Source organism: Massilia genomosp. 1 (assembly GCF_011682185.1).
In the GTDB taxonomy this organism is placed as follows: Bacteria; Pseudomonadota; Gammaproteobacteria; order Burkholderiales; family Burkholderiaceae_D; genus Telluria_A; species Telluria_A rubra.
The window spans coordinates 64880-85090 of sequence record NZ_WHJF01000017.1 but is presented as its reverse complement, the minus strand read 5'-3'; the positions used below and the strand labels follow the sequence as shown (position 1 = coordinate 85090).

Annotated in this window: 20 protein-coding genes and 1 pseudogene; 8 read left to right on the top strand and 13 right to left on the bottom strand. The window is 65.1% G+C overall.

Features of this window, described 5'->3' with window-relative positions:
* Window positions 1-117: 117 nt before the first annotated feature.
* From F1735_RS09070 to F1735_RS09060, 3 genes are all read right to left on the bottom strand, one after another.
* Entirely contained in the window at window positions 118-396 is a 279-nt protein-coding gene (locus F1735_RS09070) for a hypothetical protein (protein WP_167236633.1), read from the bottom strand.
* 134 nt (window positions 397-530) lie between these two features.
* Entirely contained in the window at window positions 531-3116 is a 2586-nt protein-coding gene (locus F1735_RS09065) for a TonB-dependent receptor plug domain-containing protein (RefSeq protein ID WP_167236632.1), read from the bottom strand.
* A gap of 291 nt (window positions 3117-3407) precedes the next feature.
* Entirely contained in the window at window positions 3408-4589 is a 1182-nt protein-coding gene (locus F1735_RS09060; RefSeq protein ID WP_167236631.1) for a PepSY-associated TM helix domain-containing protein, read from the bottom strand.
* Between the two features lie 179 nt (window positions 4590-4768).
* Here F1735_RS09060 and F1735_RS09055 point away from each other — a divergent pair, with 179 nt between their 5' ends.
* A complete protein-coding gene (locus F1735_RS09055; protein WP_229505689.1) occupies window positions 4769-6853 on the top strand; it encodes a TonB-dependent receptor in 2085 nt (694 codons plus the stop codon).
* Between the two features lie 49 nt (window positions 6854-6902).
* Here the strand turns inward: F1735_RS09055 and F1735_RS09050 are convergent, their stop codons facing one another.
* A complete protein-coding gene (locus tag F1735_RS09050) occupies window positions 6903-8063 on the bottom strand; it encodes a glycerophosphodiester phosphodiesterase (RefSeq protein WP_167236629.1) in 1161 nt (386 codons plus the stop codon).
* A gap of 206 nt (window positions 8064-8269) precedes the next feature.
* On the opposite strand from F1735_RS09050, the gene F1735_RS09045 reads away from it, so the two are divergent.
* Together F1735_RS09045 and F1735_RS09040 are read left to right on the top strand one after the other, a co-directional pair.
* On the top strand, window positions 8270-10036 hold the full coding sequence (locus F1735_RS09045) for a M4 family metallopeptidase (RefSeq protein ID WP_167236628.1): 1767 nt from the start codon (window positions 8270-8272) through the stop codon (window positions 10034-10036).
* A 155-nt stretch (window positions 10037-10191) separates the two neighbouring features.
* Window positions 10192-11328 carry an HAF repeat-containing PEP-CTERM protein gene (locus tag F1735_RS09040; RefSeq protein ID WP_167236627.1) on the top strand — a complete coding sequence of 379 codons (1137 nt, stop codon included), beginning with the start codon at window positions 10192-10194 and terminating at the stop codon, window positions 11326-11328.
* Window positions 11329-11332: 4 nt separating this feature from the next.
* On the opposite strand, the gene F1735_RS09035 is transcribed toward F1735_RS09040, so the two are convergent.
* Both F1735_RS09035 and F1735_RS09030 read right to left on the bottom strand, forming a co-directional pair.
* On the bottom strand, window positions 11333-12058 hold the full coding sequence (locus tag F1735_RS09035) for a M23 family metallopeptidase (RefSeq protein ID WP_167236626.1): 726 nt from the start codon (window positions 12056-12058) through the stop codon (window positions 11333-11335).
* Between the two features lie 36 nt (window positions 12059-12094).
* Window positions 12095-13138, bottom strand: a complete 1044-nt coding sequence (locus tag F1735_RS09030; RefSeq protein WP_229505688.1) for a L,D-transpeptidase family protein — start codon at window positions 13136-13138, stop codon at window positions 12095-12097.
* 106 nt (window positions 13139-13244) lie between these two features.
* Between F1735_RS09030 and F1735_RS09025 the strand changes: the two genes are divergently transcribed.
* Window positions 13245-13538: a 2Fe-2S iron-sulfur cluster-binding protein gene (locus tag F1735_RS09025; RefSeq protein ID WP_167236625.1), complete on the top strand. Its 294-nt coding sequence runs from the start codon at window positions 13245-13247 to the stop codon at window positions 13536-13538.
* Window positions 13539-13632: 94 nt separating this feature from the next.
* Here the strand turns inward: F1735_RS09025 and F1735_RS09020 are convergent.
* The 4 genes and pseudogenes from F1735_RS09020 to F1735_RS09005 all read right to left on the bottom strand — a co-directional run.
* Window positions 13633-13875, bottom strand: a pseudogene (locus F1735_RS09020) (galactose-binding domain-containing protein); the annotation flags it as partial.
* 121 nt (window positions 13876-13996) lie between these two features.
* On the bottom strand, window positions 13997-15061 hold the full coding sequence (locus F1735_RS09015) for a methyl-accepting chemotaxis protein (protein WP_167236623.1): 1065 nt from the start codon (window positions 15059-15061) through the stop codon (window positions 13997-13999).
* A 290-nt stretch (window positions 15062-15351) separates the two neighbouring features.
* Window positions 15352-15639, bottom strand: a complete 288-nt coding sequence (locus tag F1735_RS09010; RefSeq protein WP_167236622.1) for an MCP four helix bundle domain-containing protein — start codon at window positions 15637-15639, stop codon at window positions 15352-15354.
* 237 nt (window positions 15640-15876) lie between these two features.
* On the bottom strand, window positions 15877-16788 hold the full coding sequence (locus tag F1735_RS09005) for an alpha/beta hydrolase family protein (protein WP_229505687.1): 912 nt from the start codon (window positions 16786-16788) through the stop codon (window positions 15877-15879).
* A gap of 143 nt (window positions 16789-16931) precedes the next feature.
* Here F1735_RS09005 and F1735_RS09000 point away from each other — a divergent pair, with 143 nt between their 5' ends.
* Window positions 16932-17192 carry a hypothetical protein gene (locus F1735_RS09000; RefSeq protein WP_167236621.1) on the top strand — a complete coding sequence of 87 codons (261 nt, stop codon included), beginning with the start codon at window positions 16932-16934 and terminating at the stop codon, window positions 17190-17192.
* A 29-nt stretch (window positions 17193-17221) separates the two neighbouring features.
* Here F1735_RS09000 and F1735_RS08995 read toward each other — a convergent pair whose 3' ends face one another.
* Entirely contained in the window at window positions 17222-17905 is a 684-nt protein-coding gene (locus F1735_RS08995) for an SOS response-associated peptidase (protein ID WP_167236620.1), read from the bottom strand.
* 146 nt (window positions 17906-18051) lie between these two features.
* On the opposite strand from F1735_RS08995, the gene F1735_RS08990 reads away from it, so the two are divergent.
* Window positions 18052-18225: a hypothetical protein gene (locus tag F1735_RS08990; RefSeq protein ID WP_167236619.1), complete on the top strand. Its 174-nt coding sequence runs from the start codon at window positions 18052-18054 to the stop codon at window positions 18223-18225.
* A gap of 106 nt (window positions 18226-18331) precedes the next feature.
* Here F1735_RS08990 and F1735_RS08985 read toward each other — a convergent pair whose 3' ends face one another.
* Window positions 18332-18631 carry a hypothetical protein gene (locus F1735_RS08985; RefSeq protein ID WP_167236618.1) on the bottom strand — a complete coding sequence of 100 codons (300 nt, stop codon included), beginning with the start codon at window positions 18629-18631 and terminating at the stop codon, window positions 18332-18334.
* A 239-nt stretch (window positions 18632-18870) separates the two neighbouring features.
* Between F1735_RS08985 and F1735_RS08980 the strand changes: the two genes are divergently transcribed.
* Together F1735_RS08980 and F1735_RS08975 are read left to right on the top strand one after the other, a co-directional pair.
* A complete protein-coding gene (locus tag F1735_RS08980) occupies window positions 18871-19008 on the top strand; it encodes a hypothetical protein (protein ID WP_167236617.1) in 138 nt (45 codons plus the stop codon).
* A gap of 82 nt (window positions 19009-19090) precedes the next feature.
* Window positions 19091-19456, top strand: a complete 366-nt coding sequence (locus F1735_RS08975; protein WP_167224478.1) for a hypothetical protein — start codon at window positions 19091-19093, stop codon at window positions 19454-19456.
* Between the two features lie 511 nt (window positions 19457-19967).
* Here the strand turns inward: F1735_RS08975 and F1735_RS08970 are convergent.
* A complete protein-coding gene (locus tag F1735_RS08970) occupies window positions 19968-20189 on the bottom strand; it encodes a hypothetical protein (RefSeq protein ID WP_166885936.1) in 222 nt (73 codons plus the stop codon).
* Between the last annotated feature and the right edge of the window lie 22 nt (window positions 20190-20211).

Genomic DNA, 20211 nt, shown 5'->3' with positions numbered 1-20211 from the left:
CTGCTCTGGGGTAGAATTCATGTCGGGCAAGGTGTGTTCGTGCTGATAGGGTAGGTTTTTAGATAACTCCCATTCTATCAATCACTTACGGCATTCTTGCCCTTTTTTGTGCAAAATTCAGGCTAGCACCTTGAGAATATCTTGCTCCAGGCCTCCCTGATATTGTTCGATCGATTGACCCGTGTCGACTTCAACACTGACCTTCTTTGCCTCCGTCAGCGTCAAGCCATAGACTTTTCTCACCATCCGTATCGCAGCAAACAGGTCTGATCCATCCGGTCTTACCGCTGCATACGCCTGCGCAGCGCCAACTCCCTCTGCATGCATCATGGCGTATTTTTCGCAAGGACCGCTTGCCACGGTATCCTCGCTGCGAGGAAGAGGAAGGGCTGTCATGGGTGTGTGCTTCGGTGTGGAAGTTGCCTGTCGATTCGGGAAGCGCTGAGCGGCGCCGCTGCATCGCCGTTAATTGGTCGCGCGTCGGATGTTCGATCACAAGGATCGTGCCGACGCGCGACGTTAACACGGCATCAAAAACGCACGTTCAGCGACATATTGAACATGCGTCCCAACTGGCTGAAATGCGAGCCATCGTAGGTCACGATCGGATAACGGCCGTTAAACGTGATCAGGTTCACCTGGGTTTCGCGCGGGGTCATGCCGGTCTTCGGATCCCTGGCCGTGCTGGCGAGGATCTCGCTGCCCTTGGCGGTGTTGTTGACGGCCTTTAACTCCCACTTCGGCAGCACATCGAACAGGTTGTTGACGTTGAACGAGAGCGTGGTGTTGTTGCTCAGCTGGTAGTTGAGCGCGAAGTCGGTCACGTTGCGGGTCTTGAACTTGAGCTCCAGGTTCTCGTCCAGGCCGGCATTGCGGAACTGGGTCGGGCCGTACACGGTATTGTTGAGCGAGAAGTTGAACTTGCTGTAATCCAGATCGAGACCGAGCACCGTCTTGTGCTTCGGGCGCGAGGTGAACATCAGCGCTTCCTGGGTCGCGTCGAGCACCGACTGGCGCGCGGCGGCAATCGCGGCCGGGTTGTTGATCGCGCCGTCACGCTCGTTTTTCAGCGTGTAGTTGCCCGACAAATTCACCGCCAGCTTGCCATCCAGGGCCGGAATGTTCTTGCGGCTGACCACATAGTCGATCCCCGAGGTCTGGCTGTCGAGCGCGTTGGCGAAGAAACTGAGCGACACCACGCCGCCGGCGGCGAGGATCTTGTCCAGCTCCTGCGCCGGGTCGCCGGTCGGCTTGATTTCCTTGCCCAGGATGATGCGGTCTTTCAGCGCGATGTGATAGTAGTCGAGCGTGACGCTGGTGTTGGCGTCGGGCGTGAGGCCCAGTCCCAGCGTGATGTTCTTCGACTTCTCGGCCTTGAGTTGCGGCACGTTGAGCGCGCGCGCCTCGGCCGACTGGTTGTTGGTCAAGCCCGATACCTGGATGCCCGAACCGGCCACGAAGGAGTACTGCTTCTTCTGGGTATAGATCTGGTGCAGCGACGGCGCCCGGAAACCGCTCGAGAGCGAAGCGCGCAAGGTGACCATGTCGCTGACCTTGTAGCGGGTGCTGAGCTTGCCGACAGTGGCGTTGCCGAAGTCGCTGTACTTTTCATAGCGCCCGGTCAGGTCGACCAGCCACTGCTTGCTGATGTCGAACATGCTGCCGCCGTAGACGCCGTAGTTCTTGCGGTCGGCCGAGAGCGCGTTTTCCGGCATGTTGCCGGCGTACGAATCGGCGCCGCCGGCCGTGTAGGAAGCGAATTCGCCGGCGATGACGTCGTACTTTTCCTGGCGCAGTTCGGTGCCGGCATACACATTGACGGCCTCGGTCAGCTGGCGCGACACGTCGGCGTTGACCACCGTGTGGCGAAAGCGCGTGCCGCCGGCGTCGAAGCTGGTCGGCGAGCGCGGGCCGGGAGTCTTGCCGGCGGCGATAGCGTCGACGCGCGCGTTTTCGATGCCCCGGTTGAGCGAGTTATGCACTTCATAGGCTTGCTTGTTGCCGCCGATGGTCACGCTGACGTCCGCGTTCCAGTCGCCCAAGGTGAACTTGGCGCCGAGGGTCGCGTTGTAGTCGTCCAGTTTGCCGATGAACTGCGGTCCGTAGCCGGTATATGGCGTGCCGCTCGCGTGCAGCAGGCCGAAGTCGGTATCGCGCCAGTACGGCGTGCGGTAGTTGGCGAAACTGTCGACCTGCTTCTTGACATAGGCCGCGTTGCCGTAAATGCTGACGTCGTCGGTGATGTCGAGACGGCTGTTGACCAGGAACTTGTTGGCGCGCGTTTTGGGCGAGCCGTTGATGTTGCCGGCGGTAGGAGATTGGGCCAGGAACGGCAGTACATCCTTTTGCAGGTTGGCGCCGAAGTCGGCAGCGTCGCCGCGTCCGTCGACCAGCCCTGAGCGCTCGGCCAGGCCCACCTTCGACACGTCGATGGTGTAGTTGACGAAGCCCTTGTCGGACAGGCGGATGCCGTGGTTCAGGCTCAGGGCGCCCATCTTGCCATCGCCTTCGCCGGTCACGCCGGCGCGCGCGGTCAGCGAGCCGCCTTCGGGATTGTCTTTCAGGATGATGTTGACCACGCCCGAAATCGCGTCCGAGCCATATTGGGCCGAGGCGCCGTCGCGCAGCACTTCGATGCGCTTGATCGCGTCTTGCGGAATGGCCGAGATGTCGGAGCCGCTTTCGCCGCGCCCGGGCGAGGTCTGGGTGTAGATCAGCGCGCTCGAATTCTTGCGTTTGCCGTTAATCAGGATCAGCGAACGGCTCGGTCCCATGTTGCGGATCTCGTAAGGGTCGAGCAGGGAGGTGGCGTCGTTGACCGGCGTTTGCACCGTGTTAAAGGATGGCACGCGCATGCCGAGGGCCTTGTCGAGCGAAATCTGGCCGGTCTTGTTCAAGTCTTTGGTGTTGATGATGTCGACCGGGACCGGCGCATCGACGACCGTGCGCTGCGAGCCGCGGCTACCCGTGGACACGATCACGACGCGCTGGACGTCGTCCGGTTTGCTGGCGGCGGGGGCGGAAGCGTCTGGAGCGGCTGCTTGAGGAACAGGTTCTTGCGCGACAGCAGTGCCGGTGGACAACAGCATGACTGCAATGGGAAAAGTCTTCTTCATTAAAATCTCTCTTTGCGAATGCAGTTCGAACGAGATAAGCCCAGGCTGGCGCCTGACCCCGAGTTGGGAAAGCGGATGAAAAATGAGACCTTTGCAGCCGTCATGGAATATATTGCTGAGCGACGAGTGCCGACCTAATTTATAGGCAGACTATGAAAATGTCTATGAGATTGACAAATAGCTCAGGGAGAGTGATCGGAATACAACGAGGTGCATTCAGGAAATTCGGCGTCGCGCAGCTTAAGCCGTATAAACAGTTTGCCGGAAAAACAATGATGGATCGTTGCCGGATCAGCCGGCAACGACCTTGGCCTTGCGCTTTTTGGGCCGGTGCAGTTTGATCCAGATCACCAGCCCGGTGACGAAGAACAGCAGCGGCACGATGCCGAAGATGCTGATCAAGGTGCGCCCGGCCAGGCCGAAGGCTTCGCCGGTATGCAGCGGGAACATCCAGCCCAGGAAGCGCTCGCCGGCCGGCGCGCGCAGCGGATCGACCGTGCGCAGCACCGTGCCGTCGCCGGCGTCGACCGAGACGCGGGTGGCGCCGTCGCCGGCGCGCAGCTCATCGGGCTGGCGCAGGCGGATGTCGTAGGGTTGGCCGGGCTTGGCCGGCATGGCCACGCGCGAGACGCGCGCCTGCGGAAAGCGGGCCTGCGCCGCCGCCATCGCGGCGTGCGGCGCGATCGGCGCCGCGCCGGGAGCGCTGCGGTTGGCCGCCTTGCCGTTCGGCGCCAGCGGCGCGAGCGCACCGACGATGGGCAGCACCCACTGCGGCATATTGAAGTACACGCCCGACACGGCCAGCACCAGCAGCACCGGCGCGGCGAAAAAGCCGCCGGCGCGGTGCAGCTGGAAGTTAAAGCGCGGCCAGTTGCCGCCGTGGCGCACGCTCAAGGCGCCCTTGATGGCGCTCGCCGTCATGCGCGGCCACCACAGCACGATACCGGTCAGCGAGAGCAGCAGCAGCGCCACGCCGGTCACGCCGACCACGGTCTTGCCGGTCTCGCCGGCCACCAGGTAGCGGTGAATGTGAAACAGGGTCGACATCAGCTGCGGGCGCGAGAAACCGAGGCCGCCCCAGGTGCGCTCGCCGGTCACAATCAGGGTGGCGGGGTCGAGCATCACCTGGCGCGAGAGCGCCACGTTCCAGGTTGAGGCCTGCTGTGCCGGATCGCGGTACCACGCCACGAACACGTCGCCGGCGCGCTCGGGCAGCATCAACTGGCTGGGACGCCCGTACAGCGGATCGGCCAGCAAGCGCTCGCTGGCTGCCTGCACGGTGGCGGGCGCCACGCGCATCGGGGTCCCTTGCGCCAGGCCGGGCGGCGGCGCCACCCGCAGCAGGGCGGGATTGAGCAGCACGTCGAGTTCGTGCATCCACGCCAGCGCGCTGCCGGTCAGCCCGAGCACGACCAGGATCGTCCCGAAAACCAGTCCGGCCCACAGATGGATAAAACGGATCAGCGCTTTCATGGAAGGGAGCAAGCGAGGGCGGGGTGGATCATTTTTAATGCTTCTTGAATAATTGAACGAGAATCGTTATCATTCACATTGTACCCCGAAGGTCAACATCTCTGTCCCACCATCAAGGATTCCCCCGCATGATCCCTGTTTCGCCCCTTTCCCGTGCGCTTGCGCTCGCTTGCATTTCCATGTCCACGGTCCAGGCCCAGGCCCAGACTGCGGACGACGCGGCGCAGCCGTCCGGCACGGTGGTGGTGAGCGCCACCCGCGGAGCCAAGGCGGTGGACAAGATCCCGGGCGCGATTTCCGTGATCGGCCAGCAGGAGCTGTCCGCGCAATACCTGATCGCCGACGACCCCTCGCAAGCGCTGGCGACCTACGTGCCCGGTTACGCGCCGAGCCGCCAGAAAATGACCTCGGCCGGCGAGTCGCTGCGCGGGCGCCAGCCCTTGATCCTGCTCGACGGCATACCGCAATCGAACCCGCTGCGCGCCGGCTCGCGCGAAGGCTACTTTGCCGACAGCGCCATCATCGAGCGCATCGAAGTAATCAACGGCGCGTCCGCCATGCAGGGCATGGGCGCGACCGGCGGCATCATCAACTACATCACCAAGAGCGCGCGCGCCGACGGCACCACGCATGGTTTGAACGTGCGCGCATCAAGCCAGCTGCGCTCCGATAACCTGGACTGGAAAACCGGCTACAACGTCACCCACAAAGACGGCGGCTTCGACCTGCTCGCCTACGTCGGCATGCAGCGGCGCGGCATGGGTTACGATGGCAATGGCCGGCGCCTGGGCATCGACAACGTCCAGGGCGATACGCTCGACAGCCGCGGCGACGACCTGTTTTTCAAGATCGGCCAGCGCTTCGGCGCCCAGCGCATTCAACTGAGCCTGAACCGCTTCAAGCTGCGCGGCGACGGCGACTACAAGAACGAGCCGGGCGTGCTGGCGGCCGGCGTGCCGACCACATCGCTGCCGGGGCGGGCGCCGGGCGAGCCGCCCAAGAACAAGGTGCGCAGCGCCAGCCTCGATTACCGCCACGATGAGTTGTTCGGCGGCGCCTTCAGCGCCCAGTTGTTCACGCACGACTTCGAAGCCCTGTACGGCGCCACGGCCGCGTCGACCTTCCAGGATGTGCGCCTGGCGCCCGCCGGCACCCTCAACGACCAGTCGCAGATCGTGGCCGACAAGCGCGGCGCGCGCATGACCTGGGTGCGTCCCGACATGCTGGTGCGCGGCCTGGAACTGACGGTCGGCCTCGATCTGTTGCGCGACAACATCCTGCAGCGCCTGGCCACGACCGAGCGCACCTGGGTGCCGCAGTTGCAGTTCGCGTCCAGCGCGCCGTTTGCGCAGCTCGAATACGAATTCGGCCCGCTCACGCTGCGCGGCGGGCTGCGTCACGAACAGGCCAGGCTGACGATCGACACCTACACCACGCTGGCGGCCTACGGCAACCGGCGGGTAGAGGGCGGCGAGACCGAGTTTTCGAAGCCGGTCAAGAACATCGGCGCGGTGTGGCGCTTTGCGCCGCGCTGGTCGGCCTTTGTCGCCAGCTCGGAAGGCTTCGGCCTGCCCGACGTCGGCCTGGTGCTGCGCGGCGTAAACACCGAAGGCAAGTCGGTGGCGACCCTGATCGACCTGCAACCGATCATCACCCGCAACAATGAAGTGGGCGTCAACTGGCGCGGCGCGAACGGGCAGGTGGGCGTGTCGCGCTACGACTCGCGCTCGAAGCTGGGCAGCGTGCTGCGCGTGAGCGCCACCGGCATCGGCTCGGTCGAACGGGTGCCGACCGTGGTCAAGGGCTGGGAAGTATCGGGCGACTGGCGTCCCGTCAAGGCGCTGTCGGTGTTCGGCAGCTACGCCGTCACCGACGGCAAGACGGCCGCCGCCCAGGGGGCGCCGCTCGACCTGTCCCTGAACGCGCGCGCGCAAGGCCCGGACAAGGGCGTCCTCGGCGCCAACTGGCAGTGGGCGCCGAAAGCGCAGCTGCGGGTACAGGCGGCGCACCTGCGCGACCGCGACATCAATATCGGGCGCAGAATCGGCACCAGCAACCTGGAAGAGCACTTCAAGGGCTATACGCTGGCCGATATGGCGCTCACCTTCGAGAGCGCCTACGGGCGCTTCGGGGTGAGCCTGGAGAATGTCCTGGACAAGCAGTACGTGGGTTACTACTCGCAGTCGAGCGCCGCGCTGGACGCGGCCGGGACCTATGCGGGCCGGGGCCGTACCCTGGCGCTGAGCTGGAACCGCACCTGGTAAGGCGCGGCCCGGCCTCCGGCCTTACTTCTTACGTCTTGCTTGTTACTTCTTACTTCTTGAACTGCGTCACCGCCGCCCGGCCCACGGCCGGATCGTCGGTGAAAAAGCCGTCGATGCCGGCCTTCAGGTAGGCCAGGATCTCGGCTTCGCCATCGCCGCGCTGGGTCGGCGAGGCCGGGTCGCCACGGCGCATGCTCGGTGGCAGGAAGGGGTTTTCCGGACGCAGGGTCCAGGTATGCACTTTCAGGCCGGCGGCGTGGGCGTCGGCGACGAAACTGGTCGGCGCGGCCAGTTCATTGGCTGCCGTACGCGGCATGATCACTTCCTTGTACGGCGAGACCACGTCGGCGTAGGTGGCGATTTCTTTCAGGCCGGCCGGGGTGACCAGGTCCTTGTAGGTGCTCTTGCTGCCGGCGGCGACAAAATCGTAGGGCGCATTGCGCGGCGCGCCGTTGGCGGCCGGCGGGTTGGCCGGATTGTCGATCAGCTGCACGATGCGCATGTCGGTCAGCTTGCGCAGTTCCTTCAGGTTCGCCACTTCGAACGATTGCAGGTACACCGCCGCGTCCTTGCCGTGATAGCCGTTGGCGACCAGCAGGTCGACCAGGCGCTTTTCGAGCGGCAGGCCGATGCTCTTGAAATAGCTCGGGTGCTTGGTCTCGGGGTAGATGCCGATGGTCTTGTTGCGCGCGCCGCTCTCTTTCTTTACCAGGTCGATCACTTCCTGCAGGGTCGGCACCTCGAACTGGCCGTCGTAGGCGGCGTTGAGCGGACGGTTGGCGGGAATGCGTTCTTTCGCGCGCAGGGTTTTCAGTTCGGCCAGGGTGAAGTCTTCCGTGAACCAGCCGGTGACGGGAATGCCGTCGATGGTCTTGGTGGCTTTGCGGCTGGCGAATTGCGGCATGGCCGAGACGTTGGTGGTGCCCGAGATCTCGTTCTCGTGGCGCGCCACCAGCACGCCATCCTTGGTGGCCACCAGGTCCGGCTCGACGATGTCGGCGCCGTCTTCGATCGCCTTCTGGTACGAGGCCAGCGTGTGCTCCGGACGCAGGGCCGAGGCGCCGCGGTGCCCGGTGACGGTCGGCTGCGGCGGCCAGCTGGTGCCCGGATTTTGCAGGTCGGGGGCATCATCGCCGCCGCAAGCGCTCATCAGGACCGCAACGCTGGCGGCGCACATCAGGGACAGGGTGGTACGGGACGCGTGGTACATCGCAACAGACTCCGATTTGGTGGGAACAAGGGTTAGGACTGCCAAAACGCAGAGAGTAACAAGCTTGCGTGACCGTACGATGACGGGGCGCGCCGCGAATTTCGCCTTGTCTTTGCGTTTGAGCAAATTCTTCATGCATGTCTGCTGTGAGAATCGATGTTGCCCGCCCCAATCATGGGGTAGGCCCTTGATACTGGAGATGCCCGATGACAATTCGCCCGACCCTGCTGGCTGTCGCCGTCGCCGCCTTGCACCTGAGCGGCGCGGCCGCGCCGCCGCTGATGAACGGCCCGGTGGCGCCTGGCGCCGCCGTGCTGGCCGGCCGCATCGTGCCGCAACTGGCCGCGCAGCGGGCGCGCCTCGGGCTCGACGACGACCACCACTTCCTGATCGCCAGCGAGCATCCGGGCTTACAGGGTAGCACGGTGGTGCGCGCCCACCACACCTACAAAGGCGTACGCGTGTTCGGTTCCGAATCGGTGGTGCTGCTCGACGCGGCCAGCAAGGTCGTGCGCGAATCGGTGTCGGAGCGGCGCCTGCAACTGGGCCGTGGCAATGCCGACCAGGCTGGCGCGCCCCAGGCCGCGGCCAAGGCCGGGTTCAGCGTGCTGCCGGCGCTGTCGGCGGTACACGCCATCACCCTGGCGCTGCGCTCGGTGCGCGCCGGCGCCGTGCCCGAGATCGCGCCCACGGCCGAACTGATCATCTATCCGCTGGTCTGGAGCGAGCGCCTGCCGCTCGCGCTGGGCAAGGCCGACGACGCCCTCAACGCACTCGACATGACCGATGTGGTGGTCGGTTACGAGCTGGCCTGGCTGGTCGCCACGCGGCTGCGCGCCGGCCCGCAGCCGGTCTACCACGACACCGTGGTCAGCGCCGGCAGCGGACGCATCCTGGCGCAGTGGAGCATGCTGCAAAGCGCCATCGGCAAGGGCAAGAGCCAGTACAACGGCGAGGTGCCGTTGAGCACCAGCGAGGGCGGCGCCGGCTTTCGCATGCTCGACCCGCTGCGCGCCAAGGGCGGCAAGTTCGGTGGGCTGGCGGTCACCAACGCCGATCACGGCACCAAGGCCGGCGAGCTGTTTGCCAACAGCAGCAACCACTGGGGCGATGGCAAGCAATACCTGGCCGGCGGCAGCACCACCGACGCCAACGGCCAGACCGCCGCCGTGAACGCCATGTGGGGCCTGGCCAACACCTACGACATGCTGAAAAACGCGCTGGGCTGGCATGCGCTCGACGGGCAGGACACGGCCACCTACATCGCCGCCCACGTCAACACCGCCTACGACAACGCCTACTACAGCGACGCCTGCAAATGCATGTTCATCGGCGACGGCGCGACCTTCAACAGCCTGGGCGCGCTCGACGTGGTCGGCCACGAAATGGGCCACGGCGTGACCGACGCCACCTCGCGCCTGGTGTACGCGGGCGAGTCGGGCGGGCTGAACGAATCGTCGTCGGACATCACCGGGGAAGTGGTGGAAGCGTATGCGCGCGCCGGCAAGGGCGGCGCCCTGATTCCGGCCGAGGGCAACGACTGGATGATCGGCGCCGACATCAGCAAGGTCGGCACGCCCCTGCGCTATATGATTCGCCCGAGCAAGGACGGCACCAGCCCGGATGCCTGGTCGGCCAGGCTGCGGCGGCTCGACGTGCATTACAGCAGCGGCCCGAACAACCGCATGTTTTACTTCCTGGCGCAGGGATCGAACGCGGACCCGGCCAGCGAGGCCCACAGCACTTTTCTCACTGGCACGCCACGGGCAATGAGCGGCATCGGCCTCGACAAGGCGTACCGGATCTGGTTCAACGCCGCCACCACGCGCTTTACTTCCAGCACCGACTACAAGGATGCGCGCGCCAAGGTGCTGGCCGCGGCCGAGGAGCTGTATGGCAAGAACAGCAAGGAAGCGGTGGCCGTGCAGCGCGCCTACGCGGCCGTGAATGTGGGCGAGGATCGCAACGAGTAGTGCCAGGCTGGCAAGGATTTTCGCGTTAAGGTGTGTGTGCTTGGAACTATTTTCCACCCCGCATAATGTGCGTAGGAAAATCGGGTTTAGAATCGACGCAGCGCGCCGGCTGAGTCTGGCGCGCCCACCGATGTTCATGTTTCCCGGAGTTCCCCATGCCTGTCGCACCGCGTCTGTTGCAGCTCAGTCTGCTGTCCACTCTCCTGTCCACCTTGCTGCTCCCGGGCCTTGCCCAAGCCGCGCCGGTTTACGCTGTCAAGCAACTCGGTACGCTTGGCGGCGGCAGCGGCGACGTACGCGCCATGAACAATGGCGGTGCGGTGGTCGGCTACGCCCTGAACAGCGACCATATCAGCAGCGCCTACGTCTCGCGCGGCGGCACCATGCGCAGCCTCAGTCCCGACAAGGGAACGAGCAGCGTTGCCAGCGGCATCAACGAGGCCGGCGTGGCAGCCGGGCAGGTGACCGATGGCGGCGGCGTATCGCGCGCAGTGACGTTCACTGGCAACAAGATCGAGACGCTCGGCAGCCTCGGCGGGCGTGACAGCCTGGCCAAGGGCATCAACAATGCCGGCCAGGTGGCCGGCAGCGCCGACCGGGCCGATGGGTCCCAGGCCGCCTTCCGCTACACCCCGGGCGGCCAGTTGCGCGACCTCGGCACCCTGGGCGGCGCCAGCAGCCTGGGGAGCGACATTAACAATAGCGGCGTCGTGGTGGGACGGGCCGAGCTCGCTGCAGGCAACTATCACGCTTTCCTGGAAGATGGTAAAGGAATGAGCGACCTCGGCACCCTGGGCGGCAATTACAGCGAAGCGAACCGCATCAACGACAGCGGCGCGGTGACCGGCTTTTCCTACCTGGCTGGCGATGCGATTGCGCATGCCTTCATGTTCGCGAACGGCCAGATGATCGATCTCGACACCTTGGGCGGCATCAACAGTTACGGCTACGGGATCAATAGTGCGGGCCAGGCGGTGGGCAGTTCCGACATCGCCGGCGGCATGGCGACGCACGCTTTTCTGTATTCGGGTGGTGAAATGCTCGATCTGAACACCCTGGTCGGCCCCGGTTTCGGCTGGATGCTCAATTACGCGGCCGACATCAACGACCTGGGCCAGATCACTGCGCATGGCTGCAACACGCTCGGCGCCTGTTCCGGCTTTTTGCTGACACTCGACAGTAGCAGCGCGGTGCCGGAACCGGGCATGCCGGCCCTGATGCTGCTCGGCGCCGGCGTGCTCCTGCTGGCGGCACGGCGCGGGCAGCGCGTGCGCGCCGTGCGCGTGCGCTAAATTTCTATTCGCCGATCAAGGGGAATGGATTGATTGGCGTGCCTTTCCACCATTTCTTTTCGGCCGTCAGTTCAACCACGGCAAAGTGCAGGTGGGGTGCGTTCGGGTCCGAGTTGCCGGTCACGCCGACATAGCCGACCAGGTCGCCGCGCTTGAGGTCCATGCCTTCTTTCACGCCCTCGGCGTAGCGGTCCAGGTGCGCGTAGTAATACGCGTACTTTTCGCTCGGATCGAACTGGTACACCGTCAGGCCGCCCGGTTTGCTGTTGAACAGCTTGACCAGCTTGCCGTCGGCCACCGCCAGCACCTTGGCGCCCTTGGGCGCCATGATGTCGAGCGCTTCGTGATGACGGTCGGCGCCGCGCGGCTGGTCGAAATTGTCGCGCAGGTCGGCCAGCTTGATGCCTTCTACCGGCAGCATCAGCTTGGCGCCGGCCGGGCTTGCCGCTGCTGCGCTGGCGCCATTGACGACAGGCAGGGCGACTTCGCTCATGCTGGGGCGCAGCGGCAGGTCGAGTTCGGTCAGGTCGGTGCTCACCACGGGCGCGCCCGGCAGGTCGGCGCTCGGCAGGGAAACCCCGCTCGCCGGCGCGGCCACGGCGCCGGCGGCGAGCGGCGCGGCAGGCGCCACGACGACCACCTCGGCCGGCTTGGGCACCGCGCGCAGGTAGACGAACAGGGAGCCGGCGCCAAGCACCAGGCCCGCCAGGAAGGTCAGAAGCCATTTCATAAGATTATCCTTTTTCGTTGTGAGGGTGATTCTTCATTATTCCTGCAGCAGCACTTCGGTGCCATAGCCGACCGAGCCGGTCAGGGTGGTCACGTCCCAGTTGGTCAGGCGGATGCAGCCGTGCGACTGGGTCTTGCCGATCGAAGCCGGCACCGGGGTGCCGTGGATGCCGTAATGGTCCTTCGACAGATCGACCCAGGCCACGCCCACCGGGTTGTTGGGGCCGGACGGCAGCTTGGCCTTCTTGTCGCCTGGGTTGGCGTCCCAGAACAGTTTCGGGTTGTAGTGATACACCGGGTTGCGCGCGATGCCGTTGACCTTCCACGTGCCGATCGGCAGCGGATCGTGCGCGCTGCCGGTCGACGAGGGGAACTGGGCCAGGATGGTGCCGGCGGCGTCGAGCAGGGTCAGCGAGCGGTCGGAGCGGTCCACCACGATCTTGGCGGCCTTGGGCAGCGGCTCGGTATCGAGCACGTTCGGCACCAGGATGACTTCGCCGGCGCGGCTCAAATCCTTGCCGGGATTGAGGCGCGCCAGCAGGGCCGGGCTGAGGTGGAACTTTTCGCCCAGCGCTTCCGCCGCGCTGCCGTAACCGAGCGTGCTCAACTTGGCTTTTTCGGCCATGCCCTCGGGGATCGGTTCGAAGGGACCTGCCACGTCGGCCTCGAGCAGGGTGTAGGGGACCAGGGCGTCGGCGCTGTCGGCGTTCAACGCGGCCCAGCTGGCGTCATCGAGGGCGCCGGACGCTTCCAGGCCGGCTTTTTTCTGGAAACCGGCCAGCGCCAGACGCATGTTCGAGCCGGAAGCGGCGTCGATCTCGCCGGCCGAGAAGTGGGCGCGGTCGAGCAAGACCTGGGCCCGCAGCAGGGCGGCGGCCGACGGCTTGGCCGCTTTCGCGCTCTTGGACGATTTGGCCGGCTTGGCAGGTTTCGCGCCGGTGTCGGCCGGCGCGCCCTCCTTGCCGGCATGATTGACCGTTTCGGCCGTCAGGGCGGACGGCGCGCTGGCGGCCATGGCGGCAGGAACGGTGGCCACGCCGGCGAACAGGGCGGCGAACAGGCAAAGCGAAGTTGGTTTCAATGGAAGCCCCTTGGTAATCGGATAGTGAAGAATAGTTCCGGTCGGATATATCGTCTGTGCGGCAGCGTACTCATCGCAAAAAGCTGGCGGCCGGTAAAATACGCGCATGGATAATTATGTGATGATCGTGCAGCCGGGCGGCTGGCGCGTCGAGGCGGCGGCGGGACAAACCTTGCTCGCGGCGGCCGAAGCGGCCGGCGTCATCCTGCCCGCTTCCTGCCGGAATGGAAGCTGCCGCACCTGCCTGTGCCGGCTTGTGGCAGGGGAGATCAGCTACCTGATCGACTGGCCGGGTCTGAGCCTGGATGAAAAGCGCGCCGGCGATGTGTTGCCGTGCGTGGCGGTGGTGTGCTCGGATGTGGTGCTGCTGGCGCCGGCTGCGCGGCTGGCCGGCGCTTGAGCGCGCGATTTTTTCAAACCGGCCCCGGCGATGCCGCCGCGCCGGCACCAGCGCTCGCGCTGGCCGATCAAGGGCAATCGGCCGCGCGCACGCCTTATGACTCGGCCCACACCTGCACTTCCGCCAGGGACAGGGTGTTGTTGCCATTTAACTGGATGCGGACGTAGCGCCCTCTGCTGCCGGCTGCGGCAAACTGGCTCAGGCCTGGCGCGATGTTATTGCTAATGAATTCCTTGATCACGGCGCGATCGGCGTCGAGGATCTGCACGGTGAAATTGCTAAGGCGATCGCTGCAGCAATCGGTACGGTTATACACGCTGATGCGTTGGATTGTCGTTGCCTGTTGTAACTGCGCCGCGTTTGCGAAATATCAACAATAGGCTGCGCGCGACGCCTTTTTCAGCGCTCATCGTGTATGCGCATCACGGCGCCGGCGCATGGCGGCGCTTGCGCGCGACTCAGAAGCTTGCCCACTCGTCCGCTGCGGAGTTCGTCAGCGCCATCCGTGGCGGCGTGCGCGCCGCTGCGCCCGCCGGATCGTCGTTGCCCAGCTTAAAGACGCTGACCACCTGCGCCAGGGTGGCCGCCTGCTCCTGCATCGCCCCCGCCGCCGCGGCCGCTTCTTCCACCAGCGCCGCGTTTTGCTGGGTCACTTCGTCCATCTGGCCGATCGCTATGTTGACCTGTTCGATGCCGGCGGTCTGTTCCATGCTGGCCGAGGCGATGCCGGACATGATGCCGGTCACGCGCGTGATCGATGCCACGATCTCGGCCATGGTCACACCGGCCTGGTCGACCAGCTTGCCGCCGGCGTCGACCTGGTCCACCGAGTCGTTGATGAGGGTTTTGATTTCCTTGGCGGCGGCGGCCGAACGCTGCGCCAGGTTGCGTACTTCCGAGGCCACCACGGCAAAGCCGCGCCCCTGTTCACCGGCGCGCGCCGCTTCCACGGCGGCGTTCAACGCCAGGATGTTGGTCTGGAAGGCGATGCCGTCGATGACGCCGATAATGTCGGCGATCTTGCGCGAAGAATCGTTAATCGACGCCATCGTATGCACCACCTGGCTGACCACCGCGCCGCCGCGCCCGGCCACCTCGGACGCGCTGACCGCCAGTTGATTCGCATCGCGCGCATTGTCGGCGTTCTGCTTGACGGTGCTGGTCAGCTCTTCCATGGACGAGGCTGTTTCCTCCAGCGAGCTGGCCTGTTGCTCGGTGCGCGACGACAGGTCGAGGTTGCCGGCCGCGATCTGGGCCGAGGCGGCGGCGATGGTGTCGGTGCCGCTGCGCACCTGGATCACGATCCCGGCCAGCGCGGCGCGCATGGTTTCCATGGCGTGCAGCAGGCTGCTGGTGTCGCCGGGGCGGATAGCGATCGCGCCCGACAGTTCGCCGGCGGCGATCGCACCGGCCACGTGCACCGCGTAAGCCGGTTCGCCACCGGGTTGGCGTGTCAGGCGGCGCGTGATCAGCCATCCCAGACCCAGGCCGACGATCAGGCTGCCGATCGACAACGCCAGCATCAACGCGCGCCCGCGCTGGTAGCGCGCGCGACACCGCGGCCGCCTCGGCGGAGGTGGTTTCCTTGCGCTTGGCCAGGGTGGCAAGGTGGTCGTTGGCGATATCGCCCTGCGCCGCGAGCGGGCCGATGGCAAACTCGGCTGAAGCGATCTTTCCTTCCGGGCTAGTGTCCTGCGCCAAAATTTACAAACGCGCCAGCATGGTTTCGTACTGGGCGACGTGGCTGTCGGCATCGTTCACCGTCTGCTTGCCGCCGGCGGTGACGAAGCGCGGGCGCGCCAGGGCCAGGTTTTCATGCAACTGGCGGCGCGATTGTTCGAGGTGGACCCCGGCCAGGCGCGCTTGCTCGGGCGAGTTGGCCAGCAGCATGCTGCCGTGCGGTGCGACCGATGCCGACCAGATCGATATTGGCTTGCTTGGTATATGACAAGCCCAGCAACTCCCTGTCGTAAGCCAGCTCGGCCTGGTCGTTCATGGTGGCCATGTTCAGGATGCCGATCGCGGCCACGATGCTGCCCAGCAGCACAACGATGACAACAGCGCCGAGCAGGCGCGTGCCTACCTTCATGTTGTCGAGCATACAAGTCTCCGTAAAACGTCAGGGGTAGGGATCGGACTGGTGCGTAGGGGCATGGCACGCCGCCGTGCCGGGGCGGGCAGGGCGCGTGCTGTGGTGGGACAGCGGATTGGGCTACCGTGAGTACACGCTACGCCAGCTTGGCGGCGTTGGCCGTGGATAGCGTCCGGGGTGGAGGCCTTTCGGCTTGTTTCATTCAGGCTGTTGTCGTGACGCAACGTCGTGGCGGAAGGCTGTTGTTTATCGGGCCATGCCGAGCGCGTTTTCGATCACGGGCAGGATCAGTTTCCACGACGGCGAGCTGGCCGCGATTTCATCGTAATGGCTGGCGCCGGGCAGGATCAGCACTTCGGCGTGGTCGCCGGCGGCCAGGGCGCGCGCCGCGTAGTCGTGCGCCACGCGCGGCGGTGAAATGGTGTCGAGTTCGCCCGTGACCAGCACCGTGCGGCTGCCGTTGGGCATCAGGTCGGCCGCGTTGGTGTCGGCGTAGATGTCGGGGCGGGCCGCGCTGGGCCTGCCGGCCAGTTGCACCATGTCGCGCTCGCAACTGGTCTTGATCAGCGCGTGCTCGCGGCGCAGGTCGGCCAGGCCGCCCAGGCTGATCACGGTGCCCACCGGCACGGGAGCCGGCTGGAACAAGGGGCTGCTGGCGGCAATCCGGCTGCGCCCGGCGATCCACTGCACCAGCTGGCCGCCGGCCGAATGGCCCATCGCGACGATGCGGGTGGTGTCGAGCTGGTGCGCCGGGGCCTCGGCGGCCAGCTTGTCGAGGGCGGCGTTCATGTCCAGGTAGGTGCCCGGATAGCCGCCGCCTTCCTCGTCGACCCGGCGGTATTCCACGTTCCACACCGCGATGCCGCGCGCGGCCAAGGCCCCGGCCACATTGTGCATCTGGCTGATGCCGCCGTACGCCACCGTCCAGCAGCCGCCATGCACCAGCACCACCACCGGGAACGGGCCGGGGCCGGCCGGACGGAACAGCTCGGCGAACTGCGACGGCGCGCTGCCGTAGGCGATTGTCGCGGTCGGCGGCGGTCCGGCCAGGGCCAGGTAGTCGGCCAGGGTCATCGGCGCGGCGACGGCGGCGTTGGAGGCGAGCAGGGCGGGCACCAGCAGGGCGGGGACCAGGAACGCGGGCAGGGCAGTGTTCATTGTGGGCATCGGGAGCGAAGGGAATGGCCACTATACCGAGTTCGGTCCGCGCCGGGCAAGCGCGGCCGGCGCGCGCACGATTGGCGTGGCTGTGGCAGTGTTCGGCCGTTCCATGCTAGGCTGCGAACAACAGTGAGGATGATATGCAAATTACAACGGAACAATACAAAGGTTTCACCATCGCGGTCACGCCGATGAAGGATTGCGGCGACCTGTGGGACTTCGAATACCGCATCACCAAGACCGGGCAGGGCGGGCAAGATAACGATCCGGCGCCGGCGATCACGCGCAGCCAGACCGCCGGCGGCCATGCCACACCCGAGATCGCCTGTCTGGCCGGCGTGGAGGTCGCGCGCATCGAGGTCGACAACCTGCTGGCGCTGGCGCAAACGCCGGCCGGCTGAGCGGGCGCACTGTCCGGCGCCAGGCGCGATCAGGCCAGCAGGTCGCGCTGGGCGGCCAGGTGAGCGCCTTCGTTGCTGGCGCGGCCGACCTCGCTGGCGACCGGATGCCAGTCGAAGGCGTCCGGTCCGAGCGCGACCGAGCGGGCCAGTTGTTCGGCCTGCTGTGCGGACAGGTCCGGATCGAGCCACAGGGCGGCGTCTTGCGCGCTGAAGACGATCGGCCGGCGCTCGTGTACATCGACCATGCCGCCCTCGGCATCGGCGGTGACGATCACGAAGCCCGACTCGGCCGGCTGCTCGCGCTCCTTGCCGCAGGCGCCGATGGCCGCGATGAACAGGGGCTCGCGCGTCTTGAGGTGGATATGCCAGGGTTGCTTCTTGCCCTTCTCGCCGGTCCATTCGTACCAGCCGTCGGCCGGGACGATGGCGCGGCCGCTCTTGAGCAGGCGCGCCCAGTAATTGTTGGTGATTTTTTCGAGGCGCGCGTTGATCGACACCGGCAGTTTGGCGGCGGCCCAGGAGGCGCGGTAGCCCCAGAAGGCATCTTCGACGACGAGCTGGTCGTCGACCACGCGCATCAGCGGGCGCCAGCTGCCCGGCGGCGCGTTGTAGCTGGGCGCTGCGTGGGTGTCGACGCGCGGCGTGGCGCCGCGCCAGTGCATTGCCGCGACATATTCAATGGCAGTATGGTTTTGATCGAGACGTCCGCACATGCGATGTCACCTTTTACGGGTTGTCATGAGGCCGGGCGAGGCGCCCGGAAGGATCAACGATACCGTAAAAAGACCGCATGCCGCGCGCGCGCCAGCCGTGCCCGGATGGAACAGCACTTTTGATAACCCCCAAGGAAAGGCAATTCATGTCCCACAACGATCATTCGACGACATCGCCGCAGCGCGCCCACTCCACCCCCGATCCGGACGGCTTGCCGCCGACCGATCCGACACCGGGCCCGCTGCCGGACGACGTGCCGCCGCCGGTCAACGCGCCGGTTGAAGAACCGACGATGCCGGTGCCGCCGATCAAGGCTTGATGGGGTGACGGGGGCGCCGCTGGCTGACGCGGCGCGCAGACCAGCGTCGCGCCGCTTCGCATGGCGCGCCGCAAGCGCATCGCCACGCCGGCGCGGTGAGGCCGGTTTACTGGCCCTTGGGCGGCACCGGATCGAGCTGATCGAGCTGTTCGCTTGGCTCGTCGCGTTCGAGCGAGGCGTCGTGTTCGCGCTTGTCGCGGGTCTCGCCGCCGTCGAATTGTCCGGCTGCGGAGGTGTCAGTGTCGTTGTCGGCGTCGTCCTGGTCCGATGGCGGCAGCGGAGGGATCTGGCGAATTATTTGCTCGGTTTCAAGCTGGGACGGCGGTTTTTCGCCGCTGCCGATGTCGGCCTCGTCGACGAGCGAGCTGGCCTGGGCCGGATCCGGGAAGGATGAGGTGGTGTGCATGGGGATTCTCCTTTGTATGGGGGAGTGCCGCACTGGCGCGGCGCTCTGGCAATGATGCTAACAGTGCAAGCGATTCGCTGGCGCGCAGTAGGGCCGGCCGCCAGGGCAGTCTTCAGGGCAAGTCAATGTGTTGCTATGAGTCTACATTTGTTATTTTTTGTGCTCGTCGTCACACCGCGAAAGACAGCGGCTTCCTATAATCACACCATCAAGCGACTTTTTTGTTCCGGGAGAACATGATGGGCAATTCTTTACACAACAAGATCTACCTTGGCCGTGGCTCGGTGCTGCGTTCGCGCGGTGTGCAAGTGGCGTTGCTGCTTTGCGCGATGCTCAGCATTGGCGCGGTCTGGTTCCTGTTCCGCACAGTAAGGTGAGTGATGTCAGCGAATGCAGGTTGCCCCGGGCAGCCTGCGCGGTTACCATGGGGGCCGAAAATTGGCCACATGGAAATCAGCAATGAAGAACGAGAAATTAACGACAGACGAATACGACGCGCTCGGGCATATCCTGGGCGGGGCGAAGCATGACCGCTTCAACGCCTGCGTGGGGCGCAACGCGAAGCGTCTGGCGGGCCTGAAAATGATCCAGTACAGCAAAGACGGCAAGCTTGCGTTGACGGACAAGGGGCAGCAAGTGCTGTTCCTGCGCCGCTGCATCGCCGGATTGCGCGCGCTGCTGGCCGATGAGGCGGCGGTGGTTGACGCCGACGTACTGGTCTTCCTCGGCAAAAAATCCCACATCGTCGCGCTCGAAGCGGGCGGCCACAGCGTCACCGACAAAGGCCGCGAATCGCTGGCCGACATCGATGCCCAAGACAAATAAACCCTGCTTAGTTAGCCCCCCCAAACCGGGGTCAGAGCTTTAATGTGCAACGTTTAACATTCTTGCTTAATTGAGGTCAGACCTTAATGGCGTTAAGTTAAGCGGCTTTCTGGCCACAAACCTAAAAACCGTCTTTCCCGCGCAGGCGGGAATCCATGGCACCTTCGCTCATCATAGGTGCCATAGATTCCCGCCTGCGCGGGAAAGACGGAGCTTAACTTAACGCCATTAAGTTCAGACCTCGGTTAAGCAATATCACGACTGCCAAGGGCATGTCTCTTGCTTTTCCTCTTGGCGCGGGGCGTCCAGCCGTGTTGATGCTGTTCTCCTCCATCCCGTTCAAACGCAACTATTTCTTAACCGAGGTCAGGCCTCAGTTAAGAAACAATTGCTTAATTTGCAATTAAATTGACACGGGAATTAACAAAGTTTCGAGTTAAAGCTCTGACCCCGGTTGCAGGAGGTGTTGCCAGGAGGGTAGGTGCGGACGGGCTTGCCGGGGAAGCAGGCGCTACAGTTCGTCGCGGCGCGTGCCTTTGTAGATCAGGGTGCGGATCGCAATTTCGGAGGGGACGTTCATTGCGGCCAGGAATTCCGCCGCTTGCTGCACGCCTACGCTCGGGATCGCGGCAATCGCCTGGTTGACCACGTCCCGGGTGCGGAAATCGGTGCGCGGGCTGGGCGCCTCGCTGCCTTGCGGATCGGCCCGCTGGCGCTGAAAGTCTTCACTCATGTGTGTCGCTTGGCTCGAAAAA

Coding starts and splice junctions, on each gene's coding strand:
- F1735_RS09070 (WP_167236633.1), bottom strand. CDS start 396: ATGACAGCCCTTCCTCTTCCTCGCAGCGAGGATACCGTGGCAAGCGGT.
- F1735_RS09065 (WP_167236632.1), bottom strand. CDS start 3,116: ATGAAGAAGACTTTTCCCATTGCAGTCATGCTGTTGTCCACCGGCACT.
- F1735_RS09060 (WP_167236631.1), bottom strand. CDS start 4,589: ATGAAAGCGCTGATCCGTTTTATCCATCTGTGGGCCGGACTGGTTTTC.
- F1735_RS09055 (WP_229505689.1), top strand. CDS start 4,769: ATGTCCACGGTCCAGGCCCAGGCCCAGACTGCGGACGACGCGGCGCAG.
- F1735_RS09050 (WP_167236629.1), bottom strand. CDS start 8,063: ATGTACCACGCGTCCCGTACCACCCTGTCCCTGATGTGCGCCGCCAGC.
- F1735_RS09045 (WP_167236628.1), top strand. CDS start 8,270: ATGACAATTCGCCCGACCCTGCTGGCTGTCGCCGTCGCCGCCTTGCAC.
- F1735_RS09040 (WP_167236627.1), top strand. CDS start 10,192: ATGCCTGTCGCACCGCGTCTGTTGCAGCTCAGTCTGCTGTCCACTCTC.
- F1735_RS09035 (WP_167236626.1), bottom strand. CDS start 12,058: ATGAAATGGCTTCTGACCTTCCTGGCGGGCCTGGTGCTTGGCGCCGGC.
- F1735_RS09025 (WP_167236625.1), top strand. CDS start 13,245: ATGGATAATTATGTGATGATCGTGCAGCCGGGCGGCTGGCGCGTCGAG.
- F1735_RS09015 (WP_167236623.1), bottom strand. CDS start 15,061: ATGCTGGCGTTGTCGATCGGCAGCCTGATCGTCGGCCTGGGTCTGGGA.
- F1735_RS09010 (WP_167236622.1), bottom strand. CDS start 15,639: ATGCTCGACAACATGAAGGTAGGCACGCGCCTGCTCGGCGCTGTTGTC.
- F1735_RS09005 (WP_229505687.1), bottom strand. CDS start 16,788: ATGAACACTGCCCTGCCCGCGTTCCTGGTCCCCGCCCTGCTGGTGCCC.
- F1735_RS09000 (WP_167236621.1), top strand. CDS start 16,932: ATGCAAATTACAACGGAACAATACAAAGGTTTCACCATCGCGGTCACG.
- F1735_RS08995 (WP_167236620.1), bottom strand. CDS start 17,905: ATGTGCGGACGTCTCGATCAAAACCATACTGCCATTGAATATGTCGCG.
- F1735_RS08990 (WP_167236619.1), top strand. CDS start 18,052: ATGTCCCACAACGATCATTCGACGACATCGCCGCAGCGCGCCCACTCC.
- F1735_RS08985 (WP_167236618.1), bottom strand. CDS start 18,631: ATGCACACCACCTCATCCTTCCCGGATCCGGCCCAGGCCAGCTCGCTC.
- F1735_RS08980 (WP_167236617.1), top strand. CDS start 18,871: ATGGGCAATTCTTTACACAACAAGATCTACCTTGGCCGTGGCTCGGTG.
- F1735_RS08975 (WP_167224478.1), top strand. CDS start 19,091: ATGAAGAACGAGAAATTAACGACAGACGAATACGACGCGCTCGGGCAT.
- F1735_RS08970 (WP_166885936.1), bottom strand. CDS start 20,189: ATGAGTGAAGACTTTCAGCGCCAGCGGGCCGATCCGCAAGGCAGCGAG.